The sequence below is a fragment of the Flavobacterium sp. PLA-DH12 genome (assembly GCF_059511845.1).
In genome coordinates this window covers 247,421-271,770 of the sequence record NZ_JCAMPD010000003.1, presented here as the reverse complement: position 1 = coordinate 271,770, position 24,350 = coordinate 247,421, and the positions used below count along the sequence as shown (strand labels likewise).

General features: G+C 33.8%; 19 protein-coding genes. 7 read left to right on the top strand and 12 right to left on the bottom strand.

Going from position 1 to position 24,350, the window contains the following annotated elements; all coding sequences use genetic code 11:
* Positions 1–6: 6 nt before the first annotated feature.
* From AC5ZCW_RS07555 to AC5ZCW_RS07515, 9 genes are all read right to left on the bottom strand, one after another.
* Complete coding sequence (locus tag AC5ZCW_RS07555; RefSeq protein ID WP_496118877.1) at positions 7–1,479, bottom strand: aspartyl protease family protein; 1,473 nt, start codon at positions 1,477–1,479, stop codon at positions 7–9.
* 6 nt (positions 1,480–1,485) lie between these two features.
* Positions 1,486–2,358 (bottom strand): thioredoxin family protein, encoded by an 873-nt coding sequence (locus tag AC5ZCW_RS07550; RefSeq protein ID WP_496118876.1) that lies wholly within the window; start codon positions 2,356–2,358, stop codon positions 1,486–1,488.
* Positions 2,359–2,430: 72 nt separating this feature from the next.
* Positions 2,431–3,921, bottom strand: coding sequence for a PKD-like family lipoprotein (locus tag AC5ZCW_RS07545; protein ID WP_496118875.1), 1,491 nt, complete (start codon positions 3,919–3,921; stop codon positions 2,431–2,433).
* A 31-nt stretch (positions 3,922–3,952) separates the two neighbouring features.
* Entirely contained in the window at positions 3,953–4,717 is a 765-nt protein-coding gene (locus tag AC5ZCW_RS07540; RefSeq protein ID WP_343541477.1) for a DUF4843 domain-containing protein, read from the bottom strand.
* 10 nt (positions 4,718–4,727) lie between these two features.
* Positions 4,728–6,176 (bottom strand): RagB/SusD family nutrient uptake outer membrane protein, encoded by a 1,449-nt coding sequence (locus AC5ZCW_RS07535; RefSeq protein ID WP_343541476.1) that lies wholly within the window; start codon positions 6,174–6,176, stop codon positions 4,728–4,730.
* A gap of 10 nt (positions 6,177–6,186) precedes the next feature.
* Positions 6,187–9,504 carry a SusC/RagA family TonB-linked outer membrane protein gene (locus AC5ZCW_RS07530; protein WP_496118874.1) on the bottom strand — a complete coding sequence of 1,106 codons (3,318 nt, stop codon included), beginning with the start codon at positions 9,502–9,504 and terminating at the stop codon, positions 6,187–6,189.
* 173 nt (positions 9,505–9,677) lie between these two features.
* Positions 9,678–10,826: a FecR family protein gene (locus AC5ZCW_RS07525; RefSeq protein ID WP_496118872.1), complete on the bottom strand. Its 1,149-nt coding sequence runs from the start codon at positions 10,824–10,826 to the stop codon at positions 9,678–9,680.
* 157 nt (positions 10,827–10,983) lie between these two features.
* Positions 10,984–11,577 carry an RNA polymerase sigma factor gene (locus AC5ZCW_RS07520; RefSeq protein WP_496118870.1) on the bottom strand — a complete coding sequence of 198 codons (594 nt, stop codon included), beginning with the start codon at positions 11,575–11,577 and terminating at the stop codon, positions 10,984–10,986.
* Between the two features lie 513 nt (positions 11,578–12,090).
* Positions 12,091–12,684, bottom strand: coding sequence for a murein L,D-transpeptidase catalytic domain-containing protein (locus tag AC5ZCW_RS07515; RefSeq protein WP_496118868.1), 594 nt, complete (start codon positions 12,682–12,684; stop codon positions 12,091–12,093).
* 205 nt (positions 12,685–12,889) lie between these two features.
* Here AC5ZCW_RS07515 and pdxR point away from each other — a divergent pair, with 205 nt between their 5' ends.
* Positions 12,890–14,299, top strand: a complete 1,410-nt coding sequence (pdxR, locus tag AC5ZCW_RS07510; protein WP_496118866.1) for a MocR-like pyridoxine biosynthesis transcription factor PdxR — start codon at positions 12,890–12,892, stop codon at positions 14,297–14,299.
* A gap of 138 nt (positions 14,300–14,437) precedes the next feature.
* Here pdxR and AC5ZCW_RS07505 read toward each other — a convergent pair whose 3' ends face one another.
* Positions 14,438–14,701, bottom strand: a complete 264-nt coding sequence (locus tag AC5ZCW_RS07505; RefSeq protein ID WP_343541466.1) for a DUF2024 family protein — start codon at positions 14,699–14,701, stop codon at positions 14,438–14,440.
* 162 nt (positions 14,702–14,863) lie between these two features.
* Between AC5ZCW_RS07505 and AC5ZCW_RS07500 the strand changes: the two genes are divergently transcribed.
* Positions 14,864–15,595, top strand: a complete 732-nt coding sequence (locus tag AC5ZCW_RS07500) for a YggS family pyridoxal phosphate-dependent enzyme (RefSeq protein WP_496118863.1) — start codon at positions 14,864–14,866, stop codon at positions 15,593–15,595.
* A gap of 29 nt (positions 15,596–15,624) precedes the next feature.
* On the top strand, positions 15,625–16,338 hold the full coding sequence (locus AC5ZCW_RS07495) for an AAA family ATPase (RefSeq protein WP_496118861.1): 714 nt from the start codon (positions 15,625–15,627) through the stop codon (positions 16,336–16,338).
* Between the two features lie 74 nt (positions 16,339–16,412).
* On the opposite strand, the gene AC5ZCW_RS07490 is transcribed toward AC5ZCW_RS07495, so the two are convergent.
* Entirely contained in the window at positions 16,413–17,858 is a 1,446-nt protein-coding gene (locus tag AC5ZCW_RS07490) for a glycosyltransferase family 2 protein (RefSeq protein WP_496118860.1), read from the bottom strand.
* 532 nt (positions 17,859–18,390) lie between these two features.
* Between AC5ZCW_RS07490 and AC5ZCW_RS07485 the strand changes: the two genes are divergently transcribed.
* Positions 18,391–18,837 carry a response regulator gene (locus tag AC5ZCW_RS07485; protein ID WP_496118858.1) on the top strand — a complete coding sequence of 149 codons (447 nt, stop codon included), beginning with the start codon at positions 18,391–18,393 and terminating at the stop codon, positions 18,835–18,837.
* Between the two features lie 10 nt (positions 18,838–18,847).
* Positions 18,848–22,867 (top strand): PAS domain-containing sensor histidine kinase, encoded by a 4,020-nt coding sequence (locus AC5ZCW_RS07480; RefSeq protein ID WP_496118856.1) that lies wholly within the window; start codon positions 18,848–18,850, stop codon positions 22,865–22,867.
* 106 nt (positions 22,868–22,973) lie between these two features.
* On the opposite strand, the gene AC5ZCW_RS07475 is transcribed toward AC5ZCW_RS07480, so the two are convergent.
* Positions 22,974–23,390, bottom strand: coding sequence for a lipocalin family protein (locus tag AC5ZCW_RS07475; protein WP_496118854.1), 417 nt, complete (start codon positions 23,388–23,390; stop codon positions 22,974–22,976).
* Between the two features lie 189 nt (positions 23,391–23,579).
* Here AC5ZCW_RS07475 and AC5ZCW_RS07470 point away from each other — a divergent pair, with 189 nt between their 5' ends.
* Together AC5ZCW_RS07470 and AC5ZCW_RS07465 are read left to right on the top strand one after the other, a co-directional pair.
* Positions 23,580–23,768, top strand: coding sequence for a hypothetical protein (locus tag AC5ZCW_RS07470; RefSeq protein ID WP_496118852.1), 189 nt, complete (start codon positions 23,580–23,582; stop codon positions 23,766–23,768).
* A gap of 207 nt (positions 23,769–23,975) precedes the next feature.
* The gene (locus AC5ZCW_RS07465; protein WP_496118850.1) at positions 23,976–24,140 is read left to right on the top strand and encodes a hypothetical protein; all 165 of its coding nucleotides are present in this window, start codon (positions 23,976–23,978) and stop codon (positions 24,138–24,140) included.
* Positions 24,141–24,350: the final 210 nt, after the last annotated feature.

The following is a 24,350-nucleotide window of genomic DNA, read 5'->3' as shown; positions in this document are numbered from 1 at the left end:
ATAGTTTTAAATTGAAATTCTCATGGATTGATCTCCTTGTTCGATAATTAAATCTTTGCTTTCTTTAGTTTCTTTCAGCTTTTTAAGATTTTCAGGATTCAATAAATCTTTGGCTTCAAAATCATTGATTTGTGTGACTTTTGCGCCAATTTTGACTTTCTTCAAATCTTCATTTTCCTGATCGATAATTCTTTTTACAATAAGATTTTGGTTTTCGTCAAAATCTAAAATAAGTCCGCTCAAATAGATAGAAGACGCTTTTTTGAAACTTTTATTCGGTTCGAGATAAACGGTTTTATCCAATAAATTGATTGTAAAATTGAATCGTCTGATTAAGTCAATTCCGAGAGATCCATCGGCAAAAGCCCAGTTTTTATTGGCTTCGTCATATTCCTGCAAGGCAATTGTTACGTTCGGAAAATTGTGTCCGTTTATGGCAATATTTGGAATGGCTCCTCCTACAATTTTGGTCTGTTTTCCTAAACTATAATTCACAGACGTATATTCGGTTTTTAAACTTGCTTCGAGATTATTTTTATGGTTGAAAGGTCCATAAGCAATTAAATCGTAACCTGCTCCAGTATCAAAAGTGAAACTGCCTTCGACTGTTTTTTTATCTTCAAAAGTCAAATTCATTTTTACTACCGGAAGTCCCGATTTATAATCGAAAACTAATGGTTTTACTTTTCCCCAATACGTAAAATTTCCGAAATTGTACAAGTCAATCGTCATCGTATCAAAATTGACAGAAGTGATAAAATTGCGAAGCAGGTTTGCACCAAACAATCCGTCGTAAACACCATGTTTCGGAAAAATAACCAAACCTTGATTTTTCAGAACCTGATCACCAATATAAATGGTATTGTCTGCCGAATACTGCACTTGCTGACTTCCGCCAACTACAGAAGCCGATTTGCTTTTGGTAACGACAACGCCAGCTTTGTAAGCGCTGTCTGGATTGAGCGCCATTCCGTCGGCACCCGTATCAAAGAGCATTAAAAACTCACGATCAGCTTTGTTCAGTTTTATTTTAATGGCGATTCCGTTTTCAATAATTTCAAACGGAATGCTTGCTACTTCTTTTACTTGCGCGTGTCTGTCAACTCTGTATAAAGAATCAAAAAAAGTCACGTACAGCATTTTATTTTCTGAGTTGAAAACAATTTGAGACGGCTTTTTTTCTTTTCCATTAAAACAGAAATCTACCAAAACAAAAGTTTCATTTTTAATCGCCACAGATTTTCCAATCTGAATAGAATCTAAAGCTGGAAATGCTTTAAAAATACCATTCAGATAAAATTCGTTTGAAGAAGAATCTCCAACGCCAACAGTAAACTGAGGCGCCAGAAGATCTTTAATTTCATTATATTTTTTGTTCTGAAAAGCTTTTTCGAAAGTTTTAATAGATTTCTGAATGTTATTTTGAGCATGAATTGTACAGCCAAAAATCAGCATTAAAAAGAATAGTATCTTTTTCATTTCGAATTACTTTTGTGCTGCATTTGGTTTCACTACAACTTTTTCTGCTCCAAAATCCTTCAATAAAATGCCTTCATATTTGGTGTATTCTTCTGCAGTATAAAAAGGTTTCATTTCTTCTATAAGTTTTTTGAAAGAAGCTAAATCATTCGTTTTTTCAAACTCTTTTTTCTTGCGCTGTAAAATTGTAAATACGTGATTTGAAACACTTGCAGAACCATAATCTTTAAAAAGCTGCTTTGCATTTTTTAAATAAAAATCATCATATTGGCGCCCAATTCTTAAACCGCTTATGATCGCAAAAGGAACTTCTGCAGTTAATGAAGGTTGTGCTTTTAAATATGCATCGGCAGTTTCAAAAGAAACATTTCTTTTCCCGTTCAAATAAGCTTCTTTGTAAAAATCAGGATAATCTTTTTCCTGAATTTCTGTACTATACTTTTTGAAAATTCCTTTTTTAGCTAAGTCTTTCGCGCTTTGAAGCAAAGCGGTAAACTCTTCTACATTTTTAAATCCTGATTCAATGTCAATTATTTTTCCGTCAGAATTCATCAATAAAAAAGTCGGAAACCCAGTAACGCCATATTTCATGCATAGCTTTTTACCGATCTCTTCTTTTAAAATATCTGATTTGAAAGTGACAAAATCAGCATTTAAAACTGAAGCAACTTTTGGATCTGGAAATACTTCTTTGTCCATTTGTGCGCATGGCATACAGCCTGTAAAATACAAATCGACAAAGATTAATTTTTTCTCTGTTTGTGCTTGTTTTTTAGCTTGTTCCCAACTTTCTTGAGTGGATTGCGCTTGTGCTTTTAAGGCAATAGATGGACAGGCAAGCAGCAAAAGTGCGCTTGCGATTCTAATAAATCGTTTCATAAAATGTGGTTTTTAGAAACCGAATGAAGAATGAGGCTTATTCTTCATTCGGTTTGGTTTTTAGGTTTTTAATTATCTCACGCGATATGCAACATCAACAATTTTGCATAATCCTGAATAACTGTTTTCTAAAATTAAATTTCCGTTTACAGGTGGTACGGTATACAATTCTAACTTTCCTGTTGTATTGTATGAACCAACAATTAATTTACTGATAATCTCTTTTTTTCCTCTTTTGCTGAAACCTAGATAAGTAATTTCTTCACTGCCTTTATCTAACATTAATTTTGCAGATTGTGTGCCGCTATCATATTCATAGACTTTATTGCCAACCGCATAAAACAAATATCCAGCATCTGGACTTACTGCAAATTTTGTGGCTTTGTCTAAATCTGGAGCATTCAGCATCTCTTTATAATACGTTTGTACAGTACTTGAACTAAAACGAAGCAAATAGAATTTACCTGTTGACATATTCTTTAATACCGCAAAACTTTCGTTCAAATTGAAATTTGATGTGGTCATATAAATCAGTTCACAGTTGGTATTATTCCAATCTAAAACTGTTGCAGAAGGGGTAACCGGAGGCATTGCCGAACAAATTCCTTTCGAAGTACTATAACGCAGAAAACGATGTTTTTCGACATCAAAAAAGACAGGAGTTCCTGCTGACGAACCTTCTGCGATAAAAGGAGCTGCATAGAAAGTTTTAGTTTCGAGATCTACTTTATTTTGCGGCAATCCATATCTAATTTGCAGTGCTCTATTATAATAATAAATATCGCCATCTTTATATAGTAAATTTTCTGATCCAATAGGGCATTTCATAAAATCTACTGCAAAATTTGTTGGAAAATTTCCTCCAACAGTTTCGTATGCAATATTCATGGTCTGATTCCATTCAAAAGAATCGGGTTCTAATCTTGCTGTTCCAGATTCTGACGCTGTTACATAGATTCCATAAATAATACTTCCTGGTAAAGGCCCGCTAAAAGTTTCTACATCTACAGCTTTTCCTTTTAATTTCAATGCAGACCCAGCGGCATCTAACACATCATTAATTATACGCGGCTCCGGAATTCCTGGAATTATAGAAATCATATCTAGTCGAGCTTTTCCGTCTGCATCTCCTACAACCAGCCATCCTTCATAAATAGAAGAAACAACATTTAAAGTAATTACAGGTTGCTGCCAATTGATTCCGGTTACTTTATCCTTAATAAAATAATATAACTCATATTTAGCTGGCGGTAATTTTAAAATACCATCCAAGTTTTTAGTAGTAGCAATAGTCGTTCTAGCTTCGATGGCCAATTTTCCAGGATTTACTGCAACCCATTTATATTCATAACGATCAGAATCTGCTCCATCATCTAGAGTCGGATTTAGTTCTGGAGTAATCTTAAAATAATCTCCCGTGTAAGCGGTATATTCTTTTTCAATTCCTGTTACGTTAAACTCATTTATCTTGTTATAATCGTAATTTCCTTCATCGCTTACACAACCATAAGTTAATAAGAGAAGTGCTAGTGCAGCTACCTGCATTTTTATATTTTTAAACATCACTTTATATTTTTAAATTAAAGAATGGTTTTTATGGAAATAACATTTCTTTTCCGTCTTCCTCATAAATAGTATTGCCATTGGCTTTCTGATCTGCGAGATAACGTTTCATAAAACTTGCATAATAGAGCGTTTCAGGAATTGAGAGCCCTGGTGAGCCAGGAGTCTGATTAAACATTTCTGGTTCAAGATTCATAAGCTCGCACATTAAAAAGAATTTTTTTGCGGTAAATACACCAAATACAGCCTGCCATCCAATTGGTGTTGATAATTTGTCATTAAATGACAATTTAAAACGAATATAGCTTCTAGTTTTCCCAGTAAGAACATTCGTTACCTTAGATTGCATGTTGGTGGTAAAAAATTCATTTTCTTCCAGATTTAATACCATTGTCAAATCTTTATCTTTCATATCAGGGGTTCTAAGCACTTTGATAAAAACAGTGTCTAATTCTTTCCCTGCGTGCATTACAATATTTTCTGGCAATATAAAATGAGTTCCTAAAACGGCTGTACTTGTTGGGTCGACTGTAAGTTTAACAGCACGATCTACATTGCTTACTTTTCCTTGCACACGTATCGCAAGAGGATAAATTCTTTCTGTAATGGTTATTTTATCCAAACCAAAACTAAACCCAGTACTGTCTATAAGAGGTCCGTTATTATATTCTGGAAATATAGCACGCGAGAAATAAATGTTATCTGTATCTGAGTAAACTTCAATTTCTTCTTTATCACATGATGTCAATCCTAACAGCGATAGAAAAGTGATACTTAAAATCAATATTTTTTTCATGATTACTTTTTTAGTTTTGAAAATTAACTTCACTATCTGGCAACGGCACCACGTATTTAACTGCATTCATGCTTACATTTCCTGAAGATGCAGAACCATTTGGAATTGCAGTAGAATTGATTCTTTTGTAGTAAAAAAATAATTGTCCTTCGCCAATAAATTCTTTTCTATACTCTTTTGTAATTTCTGTAGCTAACACTGCAGTAGCTGCTAAATTGGTCAGACCTCGATTAAATCGAAGTGTATTTAAAAAAGCAATACCATCTGCTGGAACTGGTGCTGTTTCTGCCGCAATAAGATACAGTTCTGAAAGTTTAAACATTGGAATCTGAAAACGGAAAAGTTTCGTTTTGTCTGTTACATCTTCATATTTAAAAAATGTCTTCTGGGTTTTTCCCCCCGAAATTGGGATTTTCCAGCTTGGCAAACTTCTATAATCATTATCATTAGATTCAAAAACAGCATTTATTCTGCTCAACATTGGAGCATAAATATTAAAATCATCTAAACTTGAATCAAAAAGTGCTTTTTGTTTTAAGTATAAAGTCTGATCGCTAAGAGCAAAGAAGTTTTCTGAAGAAAAAATACGATCTGGATTAGAAGTATTAGTAGCTTCTAAGAATGGTGTCCAAGTAATAACAGGCTGTCCTTTTACGAAATTTATAACTTCAGTTGCCACAGCGTAAGCTCCAGTTTTATCTCCAGCATATAAAAGGACTCTGGCTTTTAAACATTTTACAGCCAAAATATTCATTCTTTGTCCGCGATTTACAGAATAATACGGATTAGAATCAAATTCTGTAGAACCCGTATATTTTCCTGTAGTCAATATGGGATCTTTTGCTAAAAGTACAATGGCAGCATCTAAATCGGCTATGATTTTGGCAATAACCTCTTGAGCTGGCAAAAGCGGTTTATTTACAGTTACGGCAGCATCATAATAAGGTATTGATGGATTTGCTGGCGCTACTTTGTAAATTGGCCCGTACATTCTTAACATGTCAAAATGTATCATTGCACGAATAGCGATTGCTTCTCCTTTTAAAATAGCTTTTTTTTCGGCTGAAATAACTTCAGGATGTTCCTCAATACTCTCTAAAAACTTATTTGCAGACAAAACAGTTGTAAAAGCGCTTTGCCAAATTCCAGCAAAAGTATTTTTAGAAAGTGTTTCTTCATACGAATACGTCGATATTTTGTTTTTAACATGCGATCCAGACATATTATACTGCTGGCCTAAAATCTCCACTGCATCCATAGTTAGCTGTCTGCCGTAAAGGTTGTTTACAGACAATTGAAGATAAAGTCCGTTATGTATATTCTGCACACCAGCTTCTGAGCTGTAAGCCTGATCTTCTAAAATTTTATCTTGTGGCACAACATCCAAAAAATCACTGCAGCTTACCACAATAAAAGATGCAAGCAAAAGAAAGGCAATTTTATATAAATACTTGTTCATAATCTCTTTATTAAAATGATAAATTAAGACTCAAAGAATATATTCTTGAGAAAGGATAATCAATACCACGTTCTGCTTTAATTGTTGAAATTCGGAAGAATTCGTTTGCCAAAGCATTAAATCCTAGTGCAGTTAAACCTGCTCTTTTTAACCAAGCTCTGTCTGTAACACGGTAGCCTAAACGAATAGATTCTCCAGAGATATAATCGTCTTTTTGAATAAAACGCGATGAAATTGGCGTATTGTTGGTTAAGCCAATTGCTTTAAATTGTGCCATTTGACCTGGAGTTGTCCAACGGTCTGTGAAAGCTCGAACATCTTGATTATCAAAAATATTGTCTCGCGAAATATTCTCTACTTTGTTGTACAAGGCAGAGTTAAATCTTTCTGCACCAAAACTGTAGCGTACAAATAATCCAAAACTAAATCCTTTATAGTTTAAGTTTGTAGAAACTACTCCCGTAGCCGTTTCTCTAGAATTCCCCATTACAACTTCATCTTTTTTATCTAAATCAAAAGTAGTCTGGCCATTTTTCTTTAAGAAAACTTCTTTACCCGTTGCAGGATCAATTCCTAATGAAGGTACAGCCCAAAGATCGTTGCTGCTTGCTCCGTCATAATATCTCGTTAAGCTGGTTGTTTTTTGCGCTTCAGAGTTTAGAGAAGATAATGCGTTACCGAAACCTCCTAATTCATTGTCTCCAGTAGTTCCCATTAAGCCAATTCCCCAAACAAAATTTCGACTCAAATCGTAGATGAAATTGTAGTTCATTTTTAGTTCTAATCCTTGAGTAGTTAAATACCCAACATTTAAAGGATAACCGTTAAGTCCTGTAGAAGCCGCAAGGTCGATAGCAACAATCTGTGGAGACGTTTTACGCTTGTAAGCTCCCAGAGTCATCGTAAATTTGTTTCTAAACATAGCCAGATCTAATCCTAAAGACAAATCTTTTGTTCTTTGTGCTTCCAAATTTGGATTTGCAATTTGAGAAACTGCTAATCCTGCACCAAAAACGTTTGTATTTGGGTTATAAGCATATACATCATAGGAAGCAAAACCTACTAAGTTTTGATTTCCAGTCTGACCAATATTGGCACGTATTTTAAAAATATTGACAATATCTTGGTTCATTTTAAACTCATTGTTCAAGTTCCACCCAAAACCAACTCCCCAATAAGGCGAATATTTTTTATTTGTTCCGAAGTTTGTCGCTCCAGAAATGGTCTGAGTAAAATCGAATAAAAATCTGCGGTCGTAGGCATAGTTAATCTGATTGGTTAAATCGACGCTTCTTATCAATTCGGTAAAAACAACTGGTTTTCCATTTGGTTCATATCCAAAAGCAAACGCAGGATTTCCGCCAACGCCAAGAGGAAACCCTCTTAAAGTTGTTGTGTACGAGTTGTTTTTTGTTTCTAAAGCCTGAGCTCTTATAGTATAGTTGAAAGAGTGGACACTTTTGAAAACATTAGAATAAGTTGCGCCAAGATTCGCATTCCACTTATCTGTAATAGCTTCGTAACTGCTGTACGATCCTTTTTCTGTTGCAATATTATTTACAAAGCGCGTATCGTCTGGAGAAACAAAAACCGTTTTGTGGTTATCTAATCTCGAAACAGACAAAGCTCCAGTTGCTTTAATATGCGGAGTTATATCGTAATTGATCGCAAAGTTATTGGTAAAATCAAAATTTTTTCCTTTATCAAAACTTCCTAAAAATACATTGTAAAGCGGATTTGCAGGATGGTTTACAATAGTTTGCAAACTCGTTAAAGGCAATGAACTTCCGTCCATATAACGTGTTATGATTCCGTTCTCGTTATATTTTGGATAATATGGACTTGCTTTTGCCCAAATTTCAAATGAACCATATGGAGATTCCTGATTAGTTCCTCCAGAAACAAAAAACTGGTTGTTAAGACTTAATTTATTTTTTCTGTAAGTTAAAGTCGTGTTGTAGCCCCAAGTATCGTGCTCAGAACCTTTCATTGTTCCGGTAAGCGTTTTGTAATTTCCAGCAATATTAAGTCTAAACTCATCAGAACCTCCGCCAAAATTTAAACTGTGACCAGAAGTAATTCCCATCTGAATCGGCTCATTTAACCAATATGTATTTACACCGCTACGCACTGCTGCAAGACGTCTATTATATTCTTTATCCCAAGTTAATGGTGTTGTTTCAGCACTTCCATCCTTAACAATAAATGCTCCTGAAAGCCTTTCGAATTCTAATTTTTGCGCGGCATTCATTAAATGATAAACACTCAAATCGGCCAATTCATACGACGAATTGTACACATAATTAAACTGCAGTTTTCCTGGAAGAGGTTTATTGGTTTCGATAACTACAACACCATTTGCAGATCGAGAACCGTACAATGCAGTCGAAGCAGCATCTTTTAACAAAGTGATACTGGCAATTCTATTAATATCTAAATCGACAACCTGTTGTAAAGTAGTTGGAAATCCATCCAAAATAAACAAAGGCTGGTTTGGATCATCTCTAAATTGGCTGTCAACCTGATTGGCTGTTAAACTTGTCTGCCCTCTCACCTCTATTGTTGGCAGAATATTTGGGTTTGAACCTGCAATATTATTATTAACAACAATGAAAGACGGATCTAATGATTTTAAAGCCTGTACCGCATTTTGCGTAGAAATCTGTCTTAATTCTTCTCCCTTAAAAATAGTTACTGCGCCAGTTATCAATTCTTTTTTTCGAACTGTAACTCCCGTATTTACAACAACTCCTTCAAGTTCTTTTCGCTCTTCCTGAAGTTTTACATTAATTACTTTTCTGTTATTAACATCAACAATTTGCGCGCGATGTCCTATATAAGTAAATAAAATCTGCCCGTCGTTTGGAGCCATGATGGTATATTTACCATCAAAATCGGTTTGAGCAGCAGCTCCTGTACCTTTTACCTTGATATTAACCCCAGGAATAGGCTCTCCTTTATCGTTCGTAACCGTTCCTTTAATTTCTATTAATTTAGACTGAACAACTACTTTCTCAGCTTTTCGTTCTTTTACAATAATCGTATTTCCAGCAGAAAAACTAAAGTCAAAATCTTTATCAGAGAAACTGGCTTCCAATAAATCATTTACTTTAATTTTTCCCTTTTTTAAATGTACTTTAGGCAAATTTTTAAATAAATCTTCCTGATAAATAAAAGTATAGTTGGTCTGTTTTTTAATGATGTCAAAAACTTCGTCAACAGATACTGTTTTATCAGCTGTAATTACAACTTTCGTGTTTTGTGAAAATAGATTTACGGGAGAAAAACCAAAAATTGTAGTACAAAACAAGAAGATAAAAGTTCTCATAATGTTAATAATTAGCCGCTTTCTAAAATAGAAATAGGCACTGGTTAATTTAAATTTCATAAATTTACATGTTAATTGGTTGGTTGGTTAATAAAACTGACTTACTGGTTGATACACAGAAAGGGATAAAGCGCAGTACGGTGAGAGGTCTAAACTTTAATCCCTTTTCTTTTTTATTTGATTATAATCTTATTGTCTTTTTTCTCATAGGCATTAATAAAATTAATATTCTTGATCGTGGTTAATATGTCTTCTAATTTCTGATTCTTATTTAAAACCCCATTAAACTTAACATTGCCAAGCGCTGGAGTTGCAAACACGATATCAACATCATACCATCTTGACAATACTCTCGCAATATCTTTTAAAGGCATTCCTTTGAATACAAATAAGCCTTTTCTCCAAGAAATTTCATTGTAAACATCGACTTCAGAAACACTGATATTTCCGTTATACTCCGTTATTTTAGACTGCTGGCTAGGAGTCAGAATTTGCTTTTTAGCAGCATTGCTCACAGCAACAACTCCTTCTACCAAAGTGGTATAAATTGCTGGTTCGTCTCTGTACGCCTTAATATTAAATTCGGTTCCAATAACCTCAACATTCTGTTCTTGGGTTTTAACTTTAAATCTTGAACCTTTATGTTTGGTACTTGGCGATACTTCAAAATAAGCTTCTCCATAAACCAATTCTACTTGTCTGGTTTGTCCATCAACAAAAGCAACAGGATATCTTAATTGTGATTCAGAATTCAGCCACACTTTGGTGCTGTCCGCCAGCTGCACAAAAAACTGCCCGCCTCTCGGAATTGTTAAAAGGTTATTGGCAATTGCCACAGATTTTCCATTCGAATTGTAAACCAATTTTTCTCCGTTACTAGAAGCATTTCCTTTTGTATATGATTTTCCTTTTTCTAATGCAATTACAGAACCGTCTTCCAGAGTCAGAGTCGCTTTATCGCTTCCAATTAAGATTTCTTTGTGTGCCACTTGCGGAGTTTCAATTTTAAGCGGATTTGTTTTGCTTACTATTAGTGAAATTGAAATCAGCAATAACAATGACGCCGCCATTGCAGTTAGTTTAAAAGCTGTTTTGGTATAAAATGGCTGAATTGGTATTACTTTAGATTCTTCAGATTGAATGGCATTTTGAAGACGAGTTCTCATTCTAAACTCTAGCTCTTCTTTAGAACCTAAAGTTTCATCCCAATCTTTATCGGTTTGGAAACTTTCGTAATAATTCAATAATTTATTATTCTCCTCGAGATTGGTATCACCGGAAAGATATCTATTTAGTAACAGTAAGAAATCCTCTTTTTTCATTTTTTATTGTATTATTTCGGGAGTATATGAGATAAGTAACCAAAAAGGAATATACCCCCTAGTCCAAATTGCATTTTTTTTGATTTTTTTTGAAAAAGAATTAAAAAAAGAAGAAAAACCATACATCGTCAACCCAACCACTTCATTTTTAATTTTGCTAAAAGATATTTTTTGAAAGCCATAAAATCATCGCCATACTCATGCTTTCACCCATAGAAGATCGAATGGTATTCAATGCTTTTGTAATATGGTTTTCGACTGTTTTTGTAGAAATATTAAGTCGTTCGGCAATTTCTTTATGACTCAGCTGTTCTTCACGACTCAGCTTATAAACGGCCTGGCATTTTTCTGGAAGCGATTCGATAATTAAATTCAGCTGTTGCACCAATTCGTTGTGCATTAATTGTGTTTCTGGAGTTGTAGATAAGAAACGCTTTTCTAAATCATCAAAAAGTTCGACATGAACTTTGTCTTTATTTTTTCTCAAATGATTAAAAACCTGATATCTCGCGCAAGCATACATATACCCTTTTAGCGAAATATGAATTTCGATTTTCTCGCGATTTTGCCAGATATTCATAAAAATATCTTGAATGATATCTTCGCACAATTCTTTGTCTTTAATTACATTGTAAGCCGACATAAAAAGTGCCTGCCAAAATTTATTGTACAATTCTGTCAATGCCGATTCATCGCCGTCGCGAAGACGATCGATTAAAATCTGATCCTGATTTAAGATGGAATTTGGCAATGATGGCAGTTTATGAAGATTGAATAATTCGCAACAAACTTAACAAATTCCGTTAATAATCCTAATTTGTTATCGACAACACCTTTTTATCTTTGCATTAAACCTTAATTACATAGACAGTATAACTTTGTATATTTTTCAATTCTAACTAGCAAACTGTTTTATTTTTTAAGCTTAATCAAGATTCGTGATTAAAATAAAATGAATTTTTTAAAATATCAGATTTAAATCGGTGTTACGTTAAAATTGTATTTTTATTAAATTTCAAAAAAATGACGTAGCCAATTTCTTTAAATCTAAAATTGTTTTTTTTACACTTTCTTTTTTAACTCAAAATTTCCTAAATAAAAAAGAAACACAAAATTAGACACGGATAAAAACAGATTCGCTATCGCGAAGACGCGGAAAAAAAAACTGATTTAAAAAAATCTGTCTTAACCTACGTTTTCGCGATAGCGAATCTGCTTTATCTGCGTTCAAATCTAGTTTCCCTCAAAAAATAATTCTTTCTAATTAATAATAAATATTCAAGAGAATATTTGACTTCGAAGTATCAATTATTTTTTCAAGTCTTTTAAAAAATGTTTCACTTACCATGGGACAGCCGTGGCTAAGAGCAATATAATGATCCTGCTCACCTTCTGGAACCGCTGAATACGAATGCAATACAATCATTCTTTTAATAGCATTATTATTCGTTTGATCCAATCCTTTTAAAACATATGCTTTACCAAAGATACCTCTATACGATTTTCCAACAATGTAGCGTCCAAGTGATGTGCAATTCGAATTGGGTTCATTGCTAAATTTCAGTTCTCCTTTTATACAGGTTTCAGAACCAGAACCGTTTGCAACTAAACCTTCGTCAATTACTGTATTGTTTACTAGATCATAAACAAAGAATCTATTTTTACCCGATTTAATTTTCATATCGATAAAAAATGCAATTTTAGAATTATAAGCACCAGAAGCGCTCATTTTTTTGACATTTTCAATCTGCTGATTAAAACGTTCTTCTTCAGAATCGTCTATAAAATTTCTTTCACTTGGTTTGGAATTTCCCCAGAAACACATGGTAAACAGGAACAATAAGTTTGCTATTTTCATTAATCTATCTTTTCAATTTTAAAGCATTAATAATCATTTGTTTAATGCTGCAAAACTAAAACTCTAACTTTCAGCAAAGTGGTCCTAAAAGACTAAAAAACAACAAAATAAGATTTTTTTCAATGTAAATAATAGTCCACATCCATCAAAAAAATTATATTTGGACTATTTTATAAAACAAATTCATTAAAAACAAACAGTCCAGATGCTTCGACCTTGGCCATTAGAAATTCAGCTCGATAAAAAATCAGAGAAGACAATTTACCTTCAAATTGCCGATGCTATTATTGAGGCCATAAAAACTGGAAAATTAGTAAGTGGGAATGCACTTCCTGGAAGCAGACAGCTTGCCCAATTATTAAAAGTGAATCGAAATACGGTTGTGGAAGCCTTGGATGTTTTGATTGCCGAAGGTTGGCTTATTACGATTGATAGAAAGGGTACATTTGTAACCGATTCACTTCCCAGCATCAATCATTCATCAGAAAATAAAAAAGATTCCGAGATTAAAACTGAAGAACCTAAAAGCTTTCTAGTTTTTGATGACGGCCTCCCAGACAGCCGATTGGCTCCCATGAATGATCTAGCAAGAGCATACCGCGAACTCTTCAGTCGAAAATCGCGCTGGCAGATTATGGGTTACAGCAGTGAATTGGGGAATTTGGAATTTAGAAAATCGATTGCTCAAATGCTGAATTTTAAACGAGGCATGAGTATTTCGCAGGATCAAATCTGTATCACGCGCGGAAGTCAGATGGCTATGTATCTCGCTTCGCATTGTATTTTAAAATCTGGTGATTTTGTTTTGGTTGAAAATCCAGGTTATAAACCCGCATGGGAAACTTTTGAAAATACGGGCGCAATATTACTTCCTGTAAATGTAGATTCGGATGGATTGGATATTGATCAGGTTGAAAAATATCTGCAGCATAAAAATATAAAAGCCATTTATGTAACACCTCATCATCAATTTCCGACCACGGTAACTTTGTCTTTAAAAAAGAGATTAAAACTGATTGAACTTTCTAATCAATACAATTTTACGATTATTGAAGACGACTATGATAATGAGTTTCATTTTGGCCAGCGTCCAATACTTCCAATTTCCAGTTATGCGGCTTTGAAAAACTATATTTATATTGGCACTTTCAGCAAAATTGTTGCCCCTGCGCTGCGTATTGGATATGTAGCCAGTTCAAGAGAAAACATTCAGAAAATCGGAAACCATAGAAAGATAATCGATGTTCAAGGCGACAATATTATGGAAGAAGCAATTTTAAACCTCATCAATGAAGGCAAAATAAAACGTCATCTTAAAAAGGCCAATTTGATTTATAAAACCAAAAGAGATTATTTTGAAAGTCTACTAAATCAATATCTTCAAGATAAAATCACTTTTACAAAACCCGAAGGCGGACTTGCTTTTTGGATTGTTCCAAAAGAAGATATTAATGTTCTTGATATTTTTGAAAAGCTGAAATCGCAAGGAATTCAAATTATGAGCCCTGATCGATTTAGTTTTGATGAAACCATTAGAGGTTTCCGTTTGGGTTATGCTTCTCATTCAGAAAAACAAATGGAGGAAGGAATTAAAGCACTTGCTAAATTACTATAAGTAACTAAAATTAGACGCAGATTTTACGGATTTGCTATCGCAAAGATGCGGAAAAAAACTGATTTTAAAAATCTGCGCGAATCTGCGTTTTCGCGATAGCGAATCTGTTTTATCCGCGTTCAATTAACTTACAACAAGCTAATTACAGTTTTCCATTTCAATAATAGAAAATCCATTTTCCCGAATCTGATTTTCTACTTCAATCGGCGCTTTATCAATGTGGCAAAAACGGCATTCTTTTGCTGACAAAGCCTGTCCTTCTTGTGCTACACTTTTCAAGTACTTTTTACCATATTCATATACTTGTTCAGCATCATTAATATTTTCATCAACCAAAATATCAAAGTGCATAATTTTTCCGTCTTTGCGGGTTACATAAGTATCCCAAACTGCTATTTTCATTTCTTTTTAGTTTCTAAGTTACTAAGCCGCTAAGGAACTAAATTTTATTGTTTAATGATGCAAATTTATATTGGATTTAAAAGTTTAAAATCATCCAGTTTTTTCATTTTTTGAGATGTACTGGTCCAGTACGTTTTTATGTTTTAGACATAGCTTTGCAATATGAAAAACGATATTATTTTTAATTTGATTAAAGTACATCAGCGCATCGAAAACGCTTGTCGAATTGCTGGCAGAAATCCTGCTGATGTTCAGCTTTTATTGGCTACCAAAACGGTTCCAGCAGAAAAAATACGGATTGCGATTGAAGCTGGAGAGACTTTAATGGGAGAAAATAAAATGCAGGAGTTGCGGGATAAAAATGATATTTTGCAAAATCTTCCCGTCGAACGTCATTTTATTGGACATCTTCAAACCAACAAAGTAAAAGATGTACTGAAATATGTTACTTGCATTCAGTCTTTGGATCGAATAAATCTGGCTGACGAACTTCATAAACAGCTTCAAAACCAAAACAGAAAATTGGATGTTTTTGTACAAGTGAATACATCTTATGAAGAAAGTAAATTCGGATTACCGCCAGAAGACGTTTTATCTTTCATCAAAAAAATAAAAACTTACGAAACCTTCAATATTAAAGGTTTAATGACAATTGGCTTATTGGATGTGGAGAAAGAAAAAATGATTCCGTCTCTTAGACTTTTGAGAACTATTCGGGATGAAATTTATTCGGAAGGAATTGAAGGTTTAACCGATTTAAAACTTTCTATGGGAATGTCACAGGATTTGGAACTTGCCATTGCCGAAGGTTCTAATATGGTGCGGGTTGGCACTTCGATATTCGGAAACCGCTTTTTAGGGAAAGAAATCTGGAACGAAAACATTGCAGAATAAAACTTAATTTTGCAGCAAATAATAAGCAGATGAACCTGAATGATCTTACCGTAATTGATACTGAAAAAATTGCTTTAGACGATTTATTTTTTAGTGATGAAAATAAAGCCGCTTTGCTTCAGATTATCAAAGAACATCAATATATCGAGGAATTAAAAAAGTACAATCTTAAAGTCGACAATAAAATTTTATTGCATGGAAGTTCTGGCTGCGGTAAAACGACAACGGCAAAAGCAATTGCCAATGCATTAGACAAAAAGATTATTATAGTAAATCTTAGCACTGTTGTAGATTCTAGAATTGGTGAAACTTCTAAGAATTTAAAAGCGATTTTTGATAAAGCCATCAGAGAAAGGGCTGTTTTGTTTTTGGATGAGTTTGACCAGATTGGAAAAAGTCGTGATAGCGATGATAAAGACGTGGGCGAAATGAGGCGTTTGGTAAACACGATAATTCAGCTTTTTGATTATTTCCCTTCTGACAGTTTATTGATTTGTGCCACGAATCATTACGAAATAATTGATAGCGCGTTATTGAGGAGATTTCAGCTTCGTTTGAAATATGAAATGCCCTCAGAAAAACAGCTGAATATTTATTATGATAAAATCTTAGGTAGTTTTCCAGAGCATTTTCAGAATATAGAAAGACGTTATGCTATTTCTTATGCTGAGGCTTTAGATTATATCAACACTGCAATGAAAAAGCAGATTATTGCTGCTTTGGATTTAAATAAAAACGCATAAAAAACCCGCTGCAAAAGTTTGCAACGGGTAATTCTTGGGTGGAGTTTTATATATAGAATGAATAGTGTACTTGTTTACAATCCTCTTGTCAACCAGCCTTTTTTGTTGGCTGTTGCAATAGCATAAGGCGCAATCCAGAATAAACTGAAAGTGTAAAAAACACTATAAGAATAAGCCCAGAATGATTCTGAAAGCGTGTATCTTTTTGCGTAAAATACCATTGAAAAAGTAGAGAAGATTAAAATTGCCATTAATGTTGAACTTAAAAATAATACTGGATGAACAGCAATAAAGTAAAACATAAATAATATAATCGGATATGTCATTGCAATTTTAAAGAACTGGTTTAAGAATAACATTCTCGCTCCAAATTTTGATTCTTTTCTAAAATCTGTAAAAACATATTTTGCCATCATAAGGTTTTCACGAACATTACTTCTCGCCCATCTTATGAACATTTTGTATAATCCTTTGTATTCTTCAGGAACGTTTGTCAATACCACTGCATTTCTTTGAAATTTAACTTCAAAACCTTGTTTTAAAATCATATTAGTCAAAGCACGGTCTTCTCCAATATCTGATGGTTCGCCCATAAAAGTTTGGTTGATCCACTCTGGAAGACAGTTAAAAACGGCATCTCTTTTGTAAGCTGCCAAAGCTCCTGGTGTACATAATACAGAACCTAATTCGCTTTCAGCAGAACGTTGGAATTCAAAACTCATTACGAAACTTACATTCAGCATTTTTGGCAATATTGCTTTTTTATTGTTCAAAACCTGAACGTTTCCTGCAACGGCACCACATTTTTTGTTTACTACAAACGGACTTACCAAGTTTCTCAATGTATCTTTTTTCACAATAGAATCGCTATCTACCGTTACAAAAATTTCGCCAGTTCCTAATTTAAATCCTCTGTATAATGCTTGACGTTTTCCTTGGTTTTTTGGCTGTTGAAAAATCGTTACACGATCTCCCAATTTTGCTTTTGCTTCCTGCATCCAGTACCAAGTATCATCTTTACTTCCATCGTCAATAGCCAAAAGCTGTAGTTTTTCTGCTGGATAATCGCTATCTGCAAGGCTTAATAAAGTATCCCAAACCAATTTTCCTTCATTGTATGCTGGAACAATAATTGTACAAGTTGGTAATAAATCGTCTGATACTGATGGAATCGCTTTATATCTTAAATACAAATAAGAGCTATATAAGAAAACTCCTGCTTGGTAAAAGAATAAGATTGTTGTGATAATTAAAAATGGCAATCCCCAAGTTGAAGCAATTCTTTCAAAATGAAATTTTTCAAAATCATCCTGCAATAGAAATACTACTCCGACACCTGCTAATAGTAATAAAAAAGTCCCAATAAGAACCGCCAATCCAAACGGACTTGTTGGTCTTTCTACATGCACTTTTTGTGATTTTTGTTTAGTTCCGAAAAAAGAACCATTTATTGTTTTTTCGCTGATCGCTGAACTAGTGTTCGCGTAAAATTGTTCTGAGATAATTGTTTCGCTTTCCATGCTTATACTCCTTTTTAATTTGCTTAATGTGGCTTTTAGTAAAATCTTTTCTTTTCTAATTATTTGCTGCTCTTACTTCGAGAAACAATAAAAAAACAAACACATCAAAGATTTTGACATTAACACATTTTGCAAGCGGCGTGCCAATACGATTCTAAACTGGTATAGAGCCATTTAGAAAAAACAGCACAAAAAAGAGTGTGTAATTATTTTACACTTTCTGGATACGGTATACACTAAAAGGGAAGAAATTTGTAGCTGCGATTTGAGATTTGATAAGGCTTTTGGCTTGTTTTTATTTTCTATTCTAATAAAAAACCCGAATCTCAAAGTATGCTTTTTGAACACAAAATGGTAAGAATTATTAAAACGCAATTCTCTACATAAAATTGTATAAGCAAAATAAAATAGATAAAATTTATTGCTTTTTTCGTTTTTAAAGAAACATTCTTCCTAAAAAAACAAGAAATCTTGCTGAAAAAAGTTAAATTTATCGAAACAAACTTAACTCTAAAATTTAGGAGATTACAAAATGAGTAAAGAGCATTATTATCTTTTGCTGGCTGATGATGACGAAGACGACTGCCTTTTCTTTAAAGAAGCCCTCGATGAAATAACGGTCAGTGTTGATTTTTCTACCGTTCACGACGGCGTACAATTAATGAATTATCTGCAAAACAACATCTTAAACCTTCCAGATGTTCTTTTTTTGGATTTAAATATGCCTAGAAAAAATGGCTTAGAATGTCTAGACGAGATTAAAAAAGACGAAAAATTAAAAAATCTGCCCATCATCATTTTTTCTACTTCGCTGGACAGCGAAATAGTTAACAATTTATACTTAAAAGGCGCCTCTTATTATATTCGGAAACCTGGCGAATTTTCAAAACTCAAAAACGTAATTGAAAAGGCATTAACAATTGCGTCAGAAAATAATTTCAAGCAGCCCGAAAGAGCTAGTTTCATACTGCAACCTTAATTCTTTGGAAATGAACCGCAAAAAAAAGGAACATTATTTTCTTTCCGAAGGAGGAGAAATGGGAGAATTAATTCGTTCTGCAGATTGGAACCAAACTCCGTTGGGAGATCCTGAAAAATGGCCACAAAGTTTAAAAACAATGACCGCAATGATGCTCGGCAATCCGTTTGGAATGTACATTGCATGGGGGAAAAATTATACTCAAATATACAATGATGCCTTTCGCCCGATTTTGGGCGCTTCTAAACATCCAGAAGCTTTGGGCGGAAGTTCTAAAAATACATTTGCTGAAATCTGGGATACCATCGGACCAATGTTTGCCGATGTGATGCAGGGAAAAGCAGTAAGTTTTCCTGATTTTAAAGTGCCACTTAATCGGAATGGTTATACAGAAGATTGTTTTTTTGATTTTTCGTATAGTCCTATAAAAATAGAAGACGGCTCTATTGGTGGCATCTTGGTGACGGTTATTGAAACCACCGAAAAGAAAATTGTTGCAGACGCTTTACAAGAAAGTAATGCACGATTTGTCAACAATATTATGCAGGCTCCGGTTGCCATGTGTATTTTTAAAGGCGAAAACAATATTGTAGAAATCGCCAATGAACAAATGTTACAGCTTTGGGGTGCAAAAGCTGAAAACACCATCAATAAACCTATTTTTGAAGTTCTTCCTGAATTGAAAAAACAAGGTCTTGATGAAATTCTTCAAAACGTATTTATCTCTGGGAAAAAAGTAGTTGCTAACGAACTTTTTGTTCCATTAAACCGAAATGGGCAAACTGAAAATACTTATATCAATTTTGTTTATGAGGCTTTACGAGAAATCGACGGCACTATTTCGGGAGTTGTAGCTATCGCCACAGAAGTTACAGCCCAAGTTTTGGCTCGCGCAAAAGTTGAAGAAAGCGAACAAAAAATAAGACAGCTGGTTGAAAATGCCCCTTTCCCGATTGGTGTTTATGTCGGAAAAGAAATGCGCATTGAACTCGCTAATGAATCTATTATAAAAATATGGGGAAAAGGCCCAGATGTAATTGGGAAAACTTATCGTGAAATTCTACCCGAACTGCAAAATCAATCTGTATTTGAGCAAGTTGAATCGGTTTTTAATACTGGACAATCGTTTCATTCCAGAAATTCCCGTATTGATATTGTGATCGATAATGTATTGCAATCGTTTTATTTCAATTATAGTTTTACGCCTTTGTACGATCTGACTGGAAAAATTTACGGTGTAATGAATACTGCTGTAGAAATTACCGACTTATTCTTAGCCAAACAAAAAATTGAAGAAAGCGACAAACGATTCCGTGATACAGTAAGACAAGCTCCCGTTGGAATCACGATTCTTCGTGGACCAGAATATATAGTAGAAATGGCCAACGAGGCTTATCTTAAATTGGTAGATCGAGAAGAAAAAACTTTTGTTGGCAAACCTTTGTATCATTCATTGCCAGAAGTAAAAGAAAGCGTTAGTGCATTACTCGATGGTGTTTTAAATACAGGAATTCCGTTTCATGGAATTGAAGTTCCTATTCCTTTAAAACGATATGGAAAAATAGAAACCTCTTATTTTGATTTTCTTTATCATCCTTTAAAGGAAGAAAACGGAACTATTTCTGGAATCTTAGTAACCGTTACCGAAGTAAGCGAAAAAGTCGAAGCAAGAAAAAGGGTCGAACTGAATGAAGATCGTCTTAAAATTGTCGTGGAAGCCAGCGAACTGGGAACTTGGGAACTGAACGTAAAAACCCGTATTCCAACTTATTCTAAAAGATATCTTGAGATTATTGGCGGTTATACCGAAGATATAATGCTTACTCACGAAGAATTATTGGCACATCTTCATCCAGATGATTTACACATTCGAAATAAAGGTTTCAAAGAAGCTTTAAGTTCAGGTTTTTTAAATTATGAAGTTCGCGTAATCTGGAAAGACCAATCTATACATTGGATTGAAGGAAAAGGAAAAGTTTTTTATGATGAGAACCATCAGCCACAAAAATTAATCGGAACTATTCGAGACATCACCGAAGAAAAAAAATATCAGCAGAAAATTGAAGAAAGCGAAAAAAAACTGCGAAATCTTATTATGCAGTCGCCTGTTCCTAAAGCTATTTTGCGCGGAACCGATTTTGTAATCGAAATGGCCAATTTTGCGCTTCTAAATAACATCTGGAAAAAAGAAGAAACTGAAGTTGAAGGAAAAAAAATACTAGAATTATTTCCTGAGCTGAATAAACAGAAATATGATCAATTATTAAATAAAGTCTACAAATCTGGAGAAGTATATTCAGAATCTGAGTCTTTGCTTTTTATTGACAATGAAAACGGTGGCAATCAATTTTATGTAGACTTTGAATTTGCACCGCTCCGCGAAAGCGACAATTCTATTTCTGGAATTAGAATAACACTTATTGATGTTACCGAAAAAGTTGAAGCGAGAAAGAAAATCGAAGAAAGCGAGAAAAGATTTCGTCTGCTTACAGAAAGTATTCCGCAGTTAATTTGGGAAACCGATGCCGATGGAAATGCCTTATTTACTTCGGGAAGATGGCTTGAATATACTGGTATTGAACCCGGAATAGAGGGTTCTTGGCAAAAAATGATTCATCCAGACGATTTTGACGAAAATGTCAAAATTTGGCAGCATGCACTAGCAACTGGAGAAATGTATCGCTGTGACGTGCGAATGCGCAGAAAAGATGGTTCATACAGATGGCACACCGTTATTGGCGAACCCGTTTTTGGACTCGATAACAAAATAATAAAATGGGTTGGCGCTTTTACCGATATTCATACCGAAAAGGCCTTTACACATGAACTTGAGCAACAGGTTACAGCCAGAACCAGAGAATTAATCCAAATTAACGAATCACTTCAAAAAAGCGAAGAACGCTATCATTTGATGGTAGAAGAAGTTCAGGAATATGCGATTTTATATTTGAATAGCGATGGTATTATTGAAAACTGGAATGCTGGTGCAGAAAAAATAAAAGGCTATAAAGCAGAAGAAATCATCGGAAAATATTTTGCTGTATTTTATACCGAAAAAGACCAGAAAAACAATCTTCCACAAAAACTGCTGCAGATTGCCAGAGAAAAAGGAAAAGTAATACATGAAGGCTGGCGCAGACGTAAAGACGGAAGTCTATTTTGGGCAAGTGTGGTAATAACGGCCGTTCATAACAAACAAAAAGAAGTTATTGGTTTCTCTAAAGTAACACACGATTTAACCGAAAAAAAGAAAGACGAAGATAAGCTAAGAATGAATGCATTAGAACTGGCTCAGAAAAACAATGAGTTAGAAGAAATGAATAAAGAACTACAGTCCTTTGCTTACATTTCGAGTCATGATTTGCAGGAACCGCTTCGAAAAATACAGACTTTTGCTTCTCAGATTATAGAGAAAGAAGCGAAAAATTTATCGGAAAACGGAAAGGATAAATTTAAAAGAATGCAAAATGCCGCACAGCGAATGCAGACTTTGATTAATGATTTATTAGCATATTCTAGAACAAATATTCAGGAACGTATTTTTATAAAAACAGATCTTGCTCAGATTGTAAAAGAAGTAAAAGAAGATTTAACCGAAGAACTAGATCAGAAAAGTGCTGTAATTGAAATTGAACAAAGCGTTGAAGTTGATATTATTCCGTTTCAATTCAAACAACTGCTGTATAACCTCATCAGCAATTCATTAAAGTTCTCAAATCCCGATATTCCAATTGTAATTAAAATAAGAAGTAAAATTGCATTAGGAAAAGATTTAGAAAATGAAAAACTAATTCCTGCAAAAAAATACTGTCACATAGAAGTTTCAGACAACGGAATTGGCTTTGAAGCGCAGTATAATAAAAAAATATTCGAAGTTTTTCAGCGTCTCCACGGACGCGATCGCTATAATGGAACCGGAATCGGATTGGCGATTGTGAAAAAAATTATCGAAAACCACAACGGAATCATCACCGCTTCGGGAATTCAGAATCAAGGAGCTTCTTTTGATATTTATATTCCTGTAAAATAAAAAATGTCAAATTCTAAACTCTAAATTCCATAAAAAAACGGAAACTGCAAGTAAGCGGTTTCCGTTTTTCCATTTCAAACGAATAGAAATTGTCTCAAAACAAATTTTATCTAGTATAAACAGTAATTACACCTGTTGTTTTGTCTTTAATTTTAAGCTCTTTGTTGGTTAGATTCATGATATCGCTAGTTGAGCTGATATTTCCAACAGTAAGCGTTAAATCGTTGTGAGATCTTACATAAGTACCTGTAGTTTCTGTTAAGGCACAATCACTTCCGTTATAATCACCAATAACCGCTGCATTACTTAATCTTAAATCTAAATAATCTCTGTTGCATCCCGCTTGATTCTGCGGAGCATCAACTAACACTTCCTGTCCATTAACAATTGTTCCTGTCTGGCTTAGATTATATTTCCCTTGAATTGGAACTATTGTTTCTCCTTCATTATCGTCGTTACTACAAGAGGTTACGAACATTCCCGCGCTTAAGGCTAATACGAATAAAAAGTTTCTATTTTTCATGATTTCTTTGTTTTTTTATTTAATTAATTCAATAATGCTAAATTAAAAGTATATACTTACAAAAAATTTCATGATTTTAAGAATATATTACATAAATCGCATTTTAGGCTAAGAATCATTTATTTTCAACAAATAACAATAATTAGTGTATTTTAGATATATTAATAACCTATTTAACTTTATAAAAAAATGAAAAAAGTAATCGCATTAAGTCTGTTTGCATTGTTTAGCTTTACAGCTTTTTCTTGTACAAGCGAAGATTCAGAAACTAACAACTCAAAATCGGAAATTAAAAAAAACACAACACCAACAGATGCTGCAATAGCTACTGGTCCAGATGATGATCCCGTTGTTGTACCACCGCCACCTAAAAAGTAATTAAACTTAAATGGGAGCATAAGATAAGTGTACTCCCATTTAAAGCATATCCTTGCAAAAAAATCATGACTCTACGAATATATTTTTCATCAATCTCATTTTAACATTGAAGTACATTTATTATGGCTTACATAATTATTAGTACTTTAGAAAAATATTCAAAACCATTTAACTTTATAAAAAATGAAAAAACAACTACTATTTGGTATGCTTATCTTATTAAGTTTTGCCACTTATTCTTGTACTGCCGATGATTCGGAAGCGACAGGAGCGAAAACAAAAGTCGTAAAAGAAACATCTCTAACAGGCGCACAAGCAGATGGCCCTGGTGACACAGTGCCTCCTCCTCCACCTCCTCCAGAAGATAATTAATTTTAATCCGTCAGCTAAAAAAGGGAGTAACCTTTAGATACTCCCTTTTTCTTTTCAATTATTATTTTCTTTATTCCCATTTCCTATAAATTAATTTAATCATTTGATAATAATCACTTTACAATAATTTCACATTAGTTTTCTTAATTTGATATAAAACTAATCGTTATGAAACTTTTTAATCTAAAATTCCTGGTATCATTCAAAGAA

Coding starts and splice junctions, on each gene's coding strand:
- AC5ZCW_RS07490 (WP_496118860.1), bottom strand. CDS start 17,858: ATGGAAAGCGAAACAATTATCTCAGAACAATTTTACGCGAACACTAGT.
- AC5ZCW_RS07525 (WP_496118872.1), bottom strand. CDS start 10,826: ATGAAAAAAGAGGATTTCTTACTGTTACTAAATAGATATCTTTCCGGT.
- AC5ZCW_RS07555 (WP_496118877.1), bottom strand. CDS start 1,479: ATGAAAAAGATACTATTCTTTTTAATGCTGATTTTTGGCTGTACAATT.
- AC5ZCW_RS07485 (WP_496118858.1), top strand. CDS start 18,391: ATGAGTAAAGAGCATTATTATCTTTTGCTGGCTGATGATGACGAAGAC.
- AC5ZCW_RS07465 (WP_496118850.1), top strand. CDS start 23,976: ATGCTTATCTTATTAAGTTTTGCCACTTATTCTTGTACTGCCGATGAT.
- AC5ZCW_RS07495 (WP_496118861.1), top strand. CDS start 15,625: ATGAACCTGAATGATCTTACCGTAATTGATACTGAAAAAATTGCTTTA.
- AC5ZCW_RS07530 (WP_496118874.1), bottom strand. CDS start 9,504: ATGAGAACTTTTATCTTCTTGTTTTGTACTACAATTTTTGGTTTTTCT.
- AC5ZCW_RS07545 (WP_496118875.1), bottom strand. CDS start 3,921: ATGTTTAAAAATATAAAAATGCAGGTAGCTGCACTAGCACTTCTCTTA.
- AC5ZCW_RS07470 (WP_496118852.1), top strand. CDS start 23,580: ATGAAAAAAGTAATCGCATTAAGTCTGTTTGCATTGTTTAGCTTTACA.
- AC5ZCW_RS07540 (WP_343541477.1), bottom strand. CDS start 4,717: ATGAAAAAAATATTGATTTTAAGTATCACTTTTCTATCGCTGTTAGGA.
- AC5ZCW_RS07480 (WP_496118856.1), top strand. CDS start 18,848: ATGAACCGCAAAAAAAAGGAACATTATTTTCTTTCCGAAGGAGGAGAA.
- AC5ZCW_RS07505 (WP_343541466.1), bottom strand. CDS start 14,701: ATGAAAATAGCAGTTTGGGATACTTATGTAACCCGCAAAGACGGAAAA.
- pdxR (WP_496118866.1), top strand. CDS start 12,890: ATGCTTCGACCTTGGCCATTAGAAATTCAGCTCGATAAAAAATCAGAG.
- AC5ZCW_RS07500 (WP_496118863.1), top strand. CDS start 14,864: ATGAAAAACGATATTATTTTTAATTTGATTAAAGTACATCAGCGCATC.
- AC5ZCW_RS07475 (WP_496118854.1), bottom strand. CDS start 23,390: ATGAAAAATAGAAACTTTTTATTCGTATTAGCCTTAAGCGCGGGAATG.
- AC5ZCW_RS07515 (WP_496118868.1), bottom strand. CDS start 12,684: ATGAAAATAGCAAACTTATTGTTCCTGTTTACCATGTGTTTCTGGGGA.
- AC5ZCW_RS07535 (WP_343541476.1), bottom strand. CDS start 6,176: ATGAACAAGTATTTATATAAAATTGCCTTTCTTTTGCTTGCATCTTTT.
- AC5ZCW_RS07550 (WP_496118876.1), bottom strand. CDS start 2,358: ATGAAACGATTTATTAGAATCGCAAGCGCACTTTTGCTGCTTGCCTGT.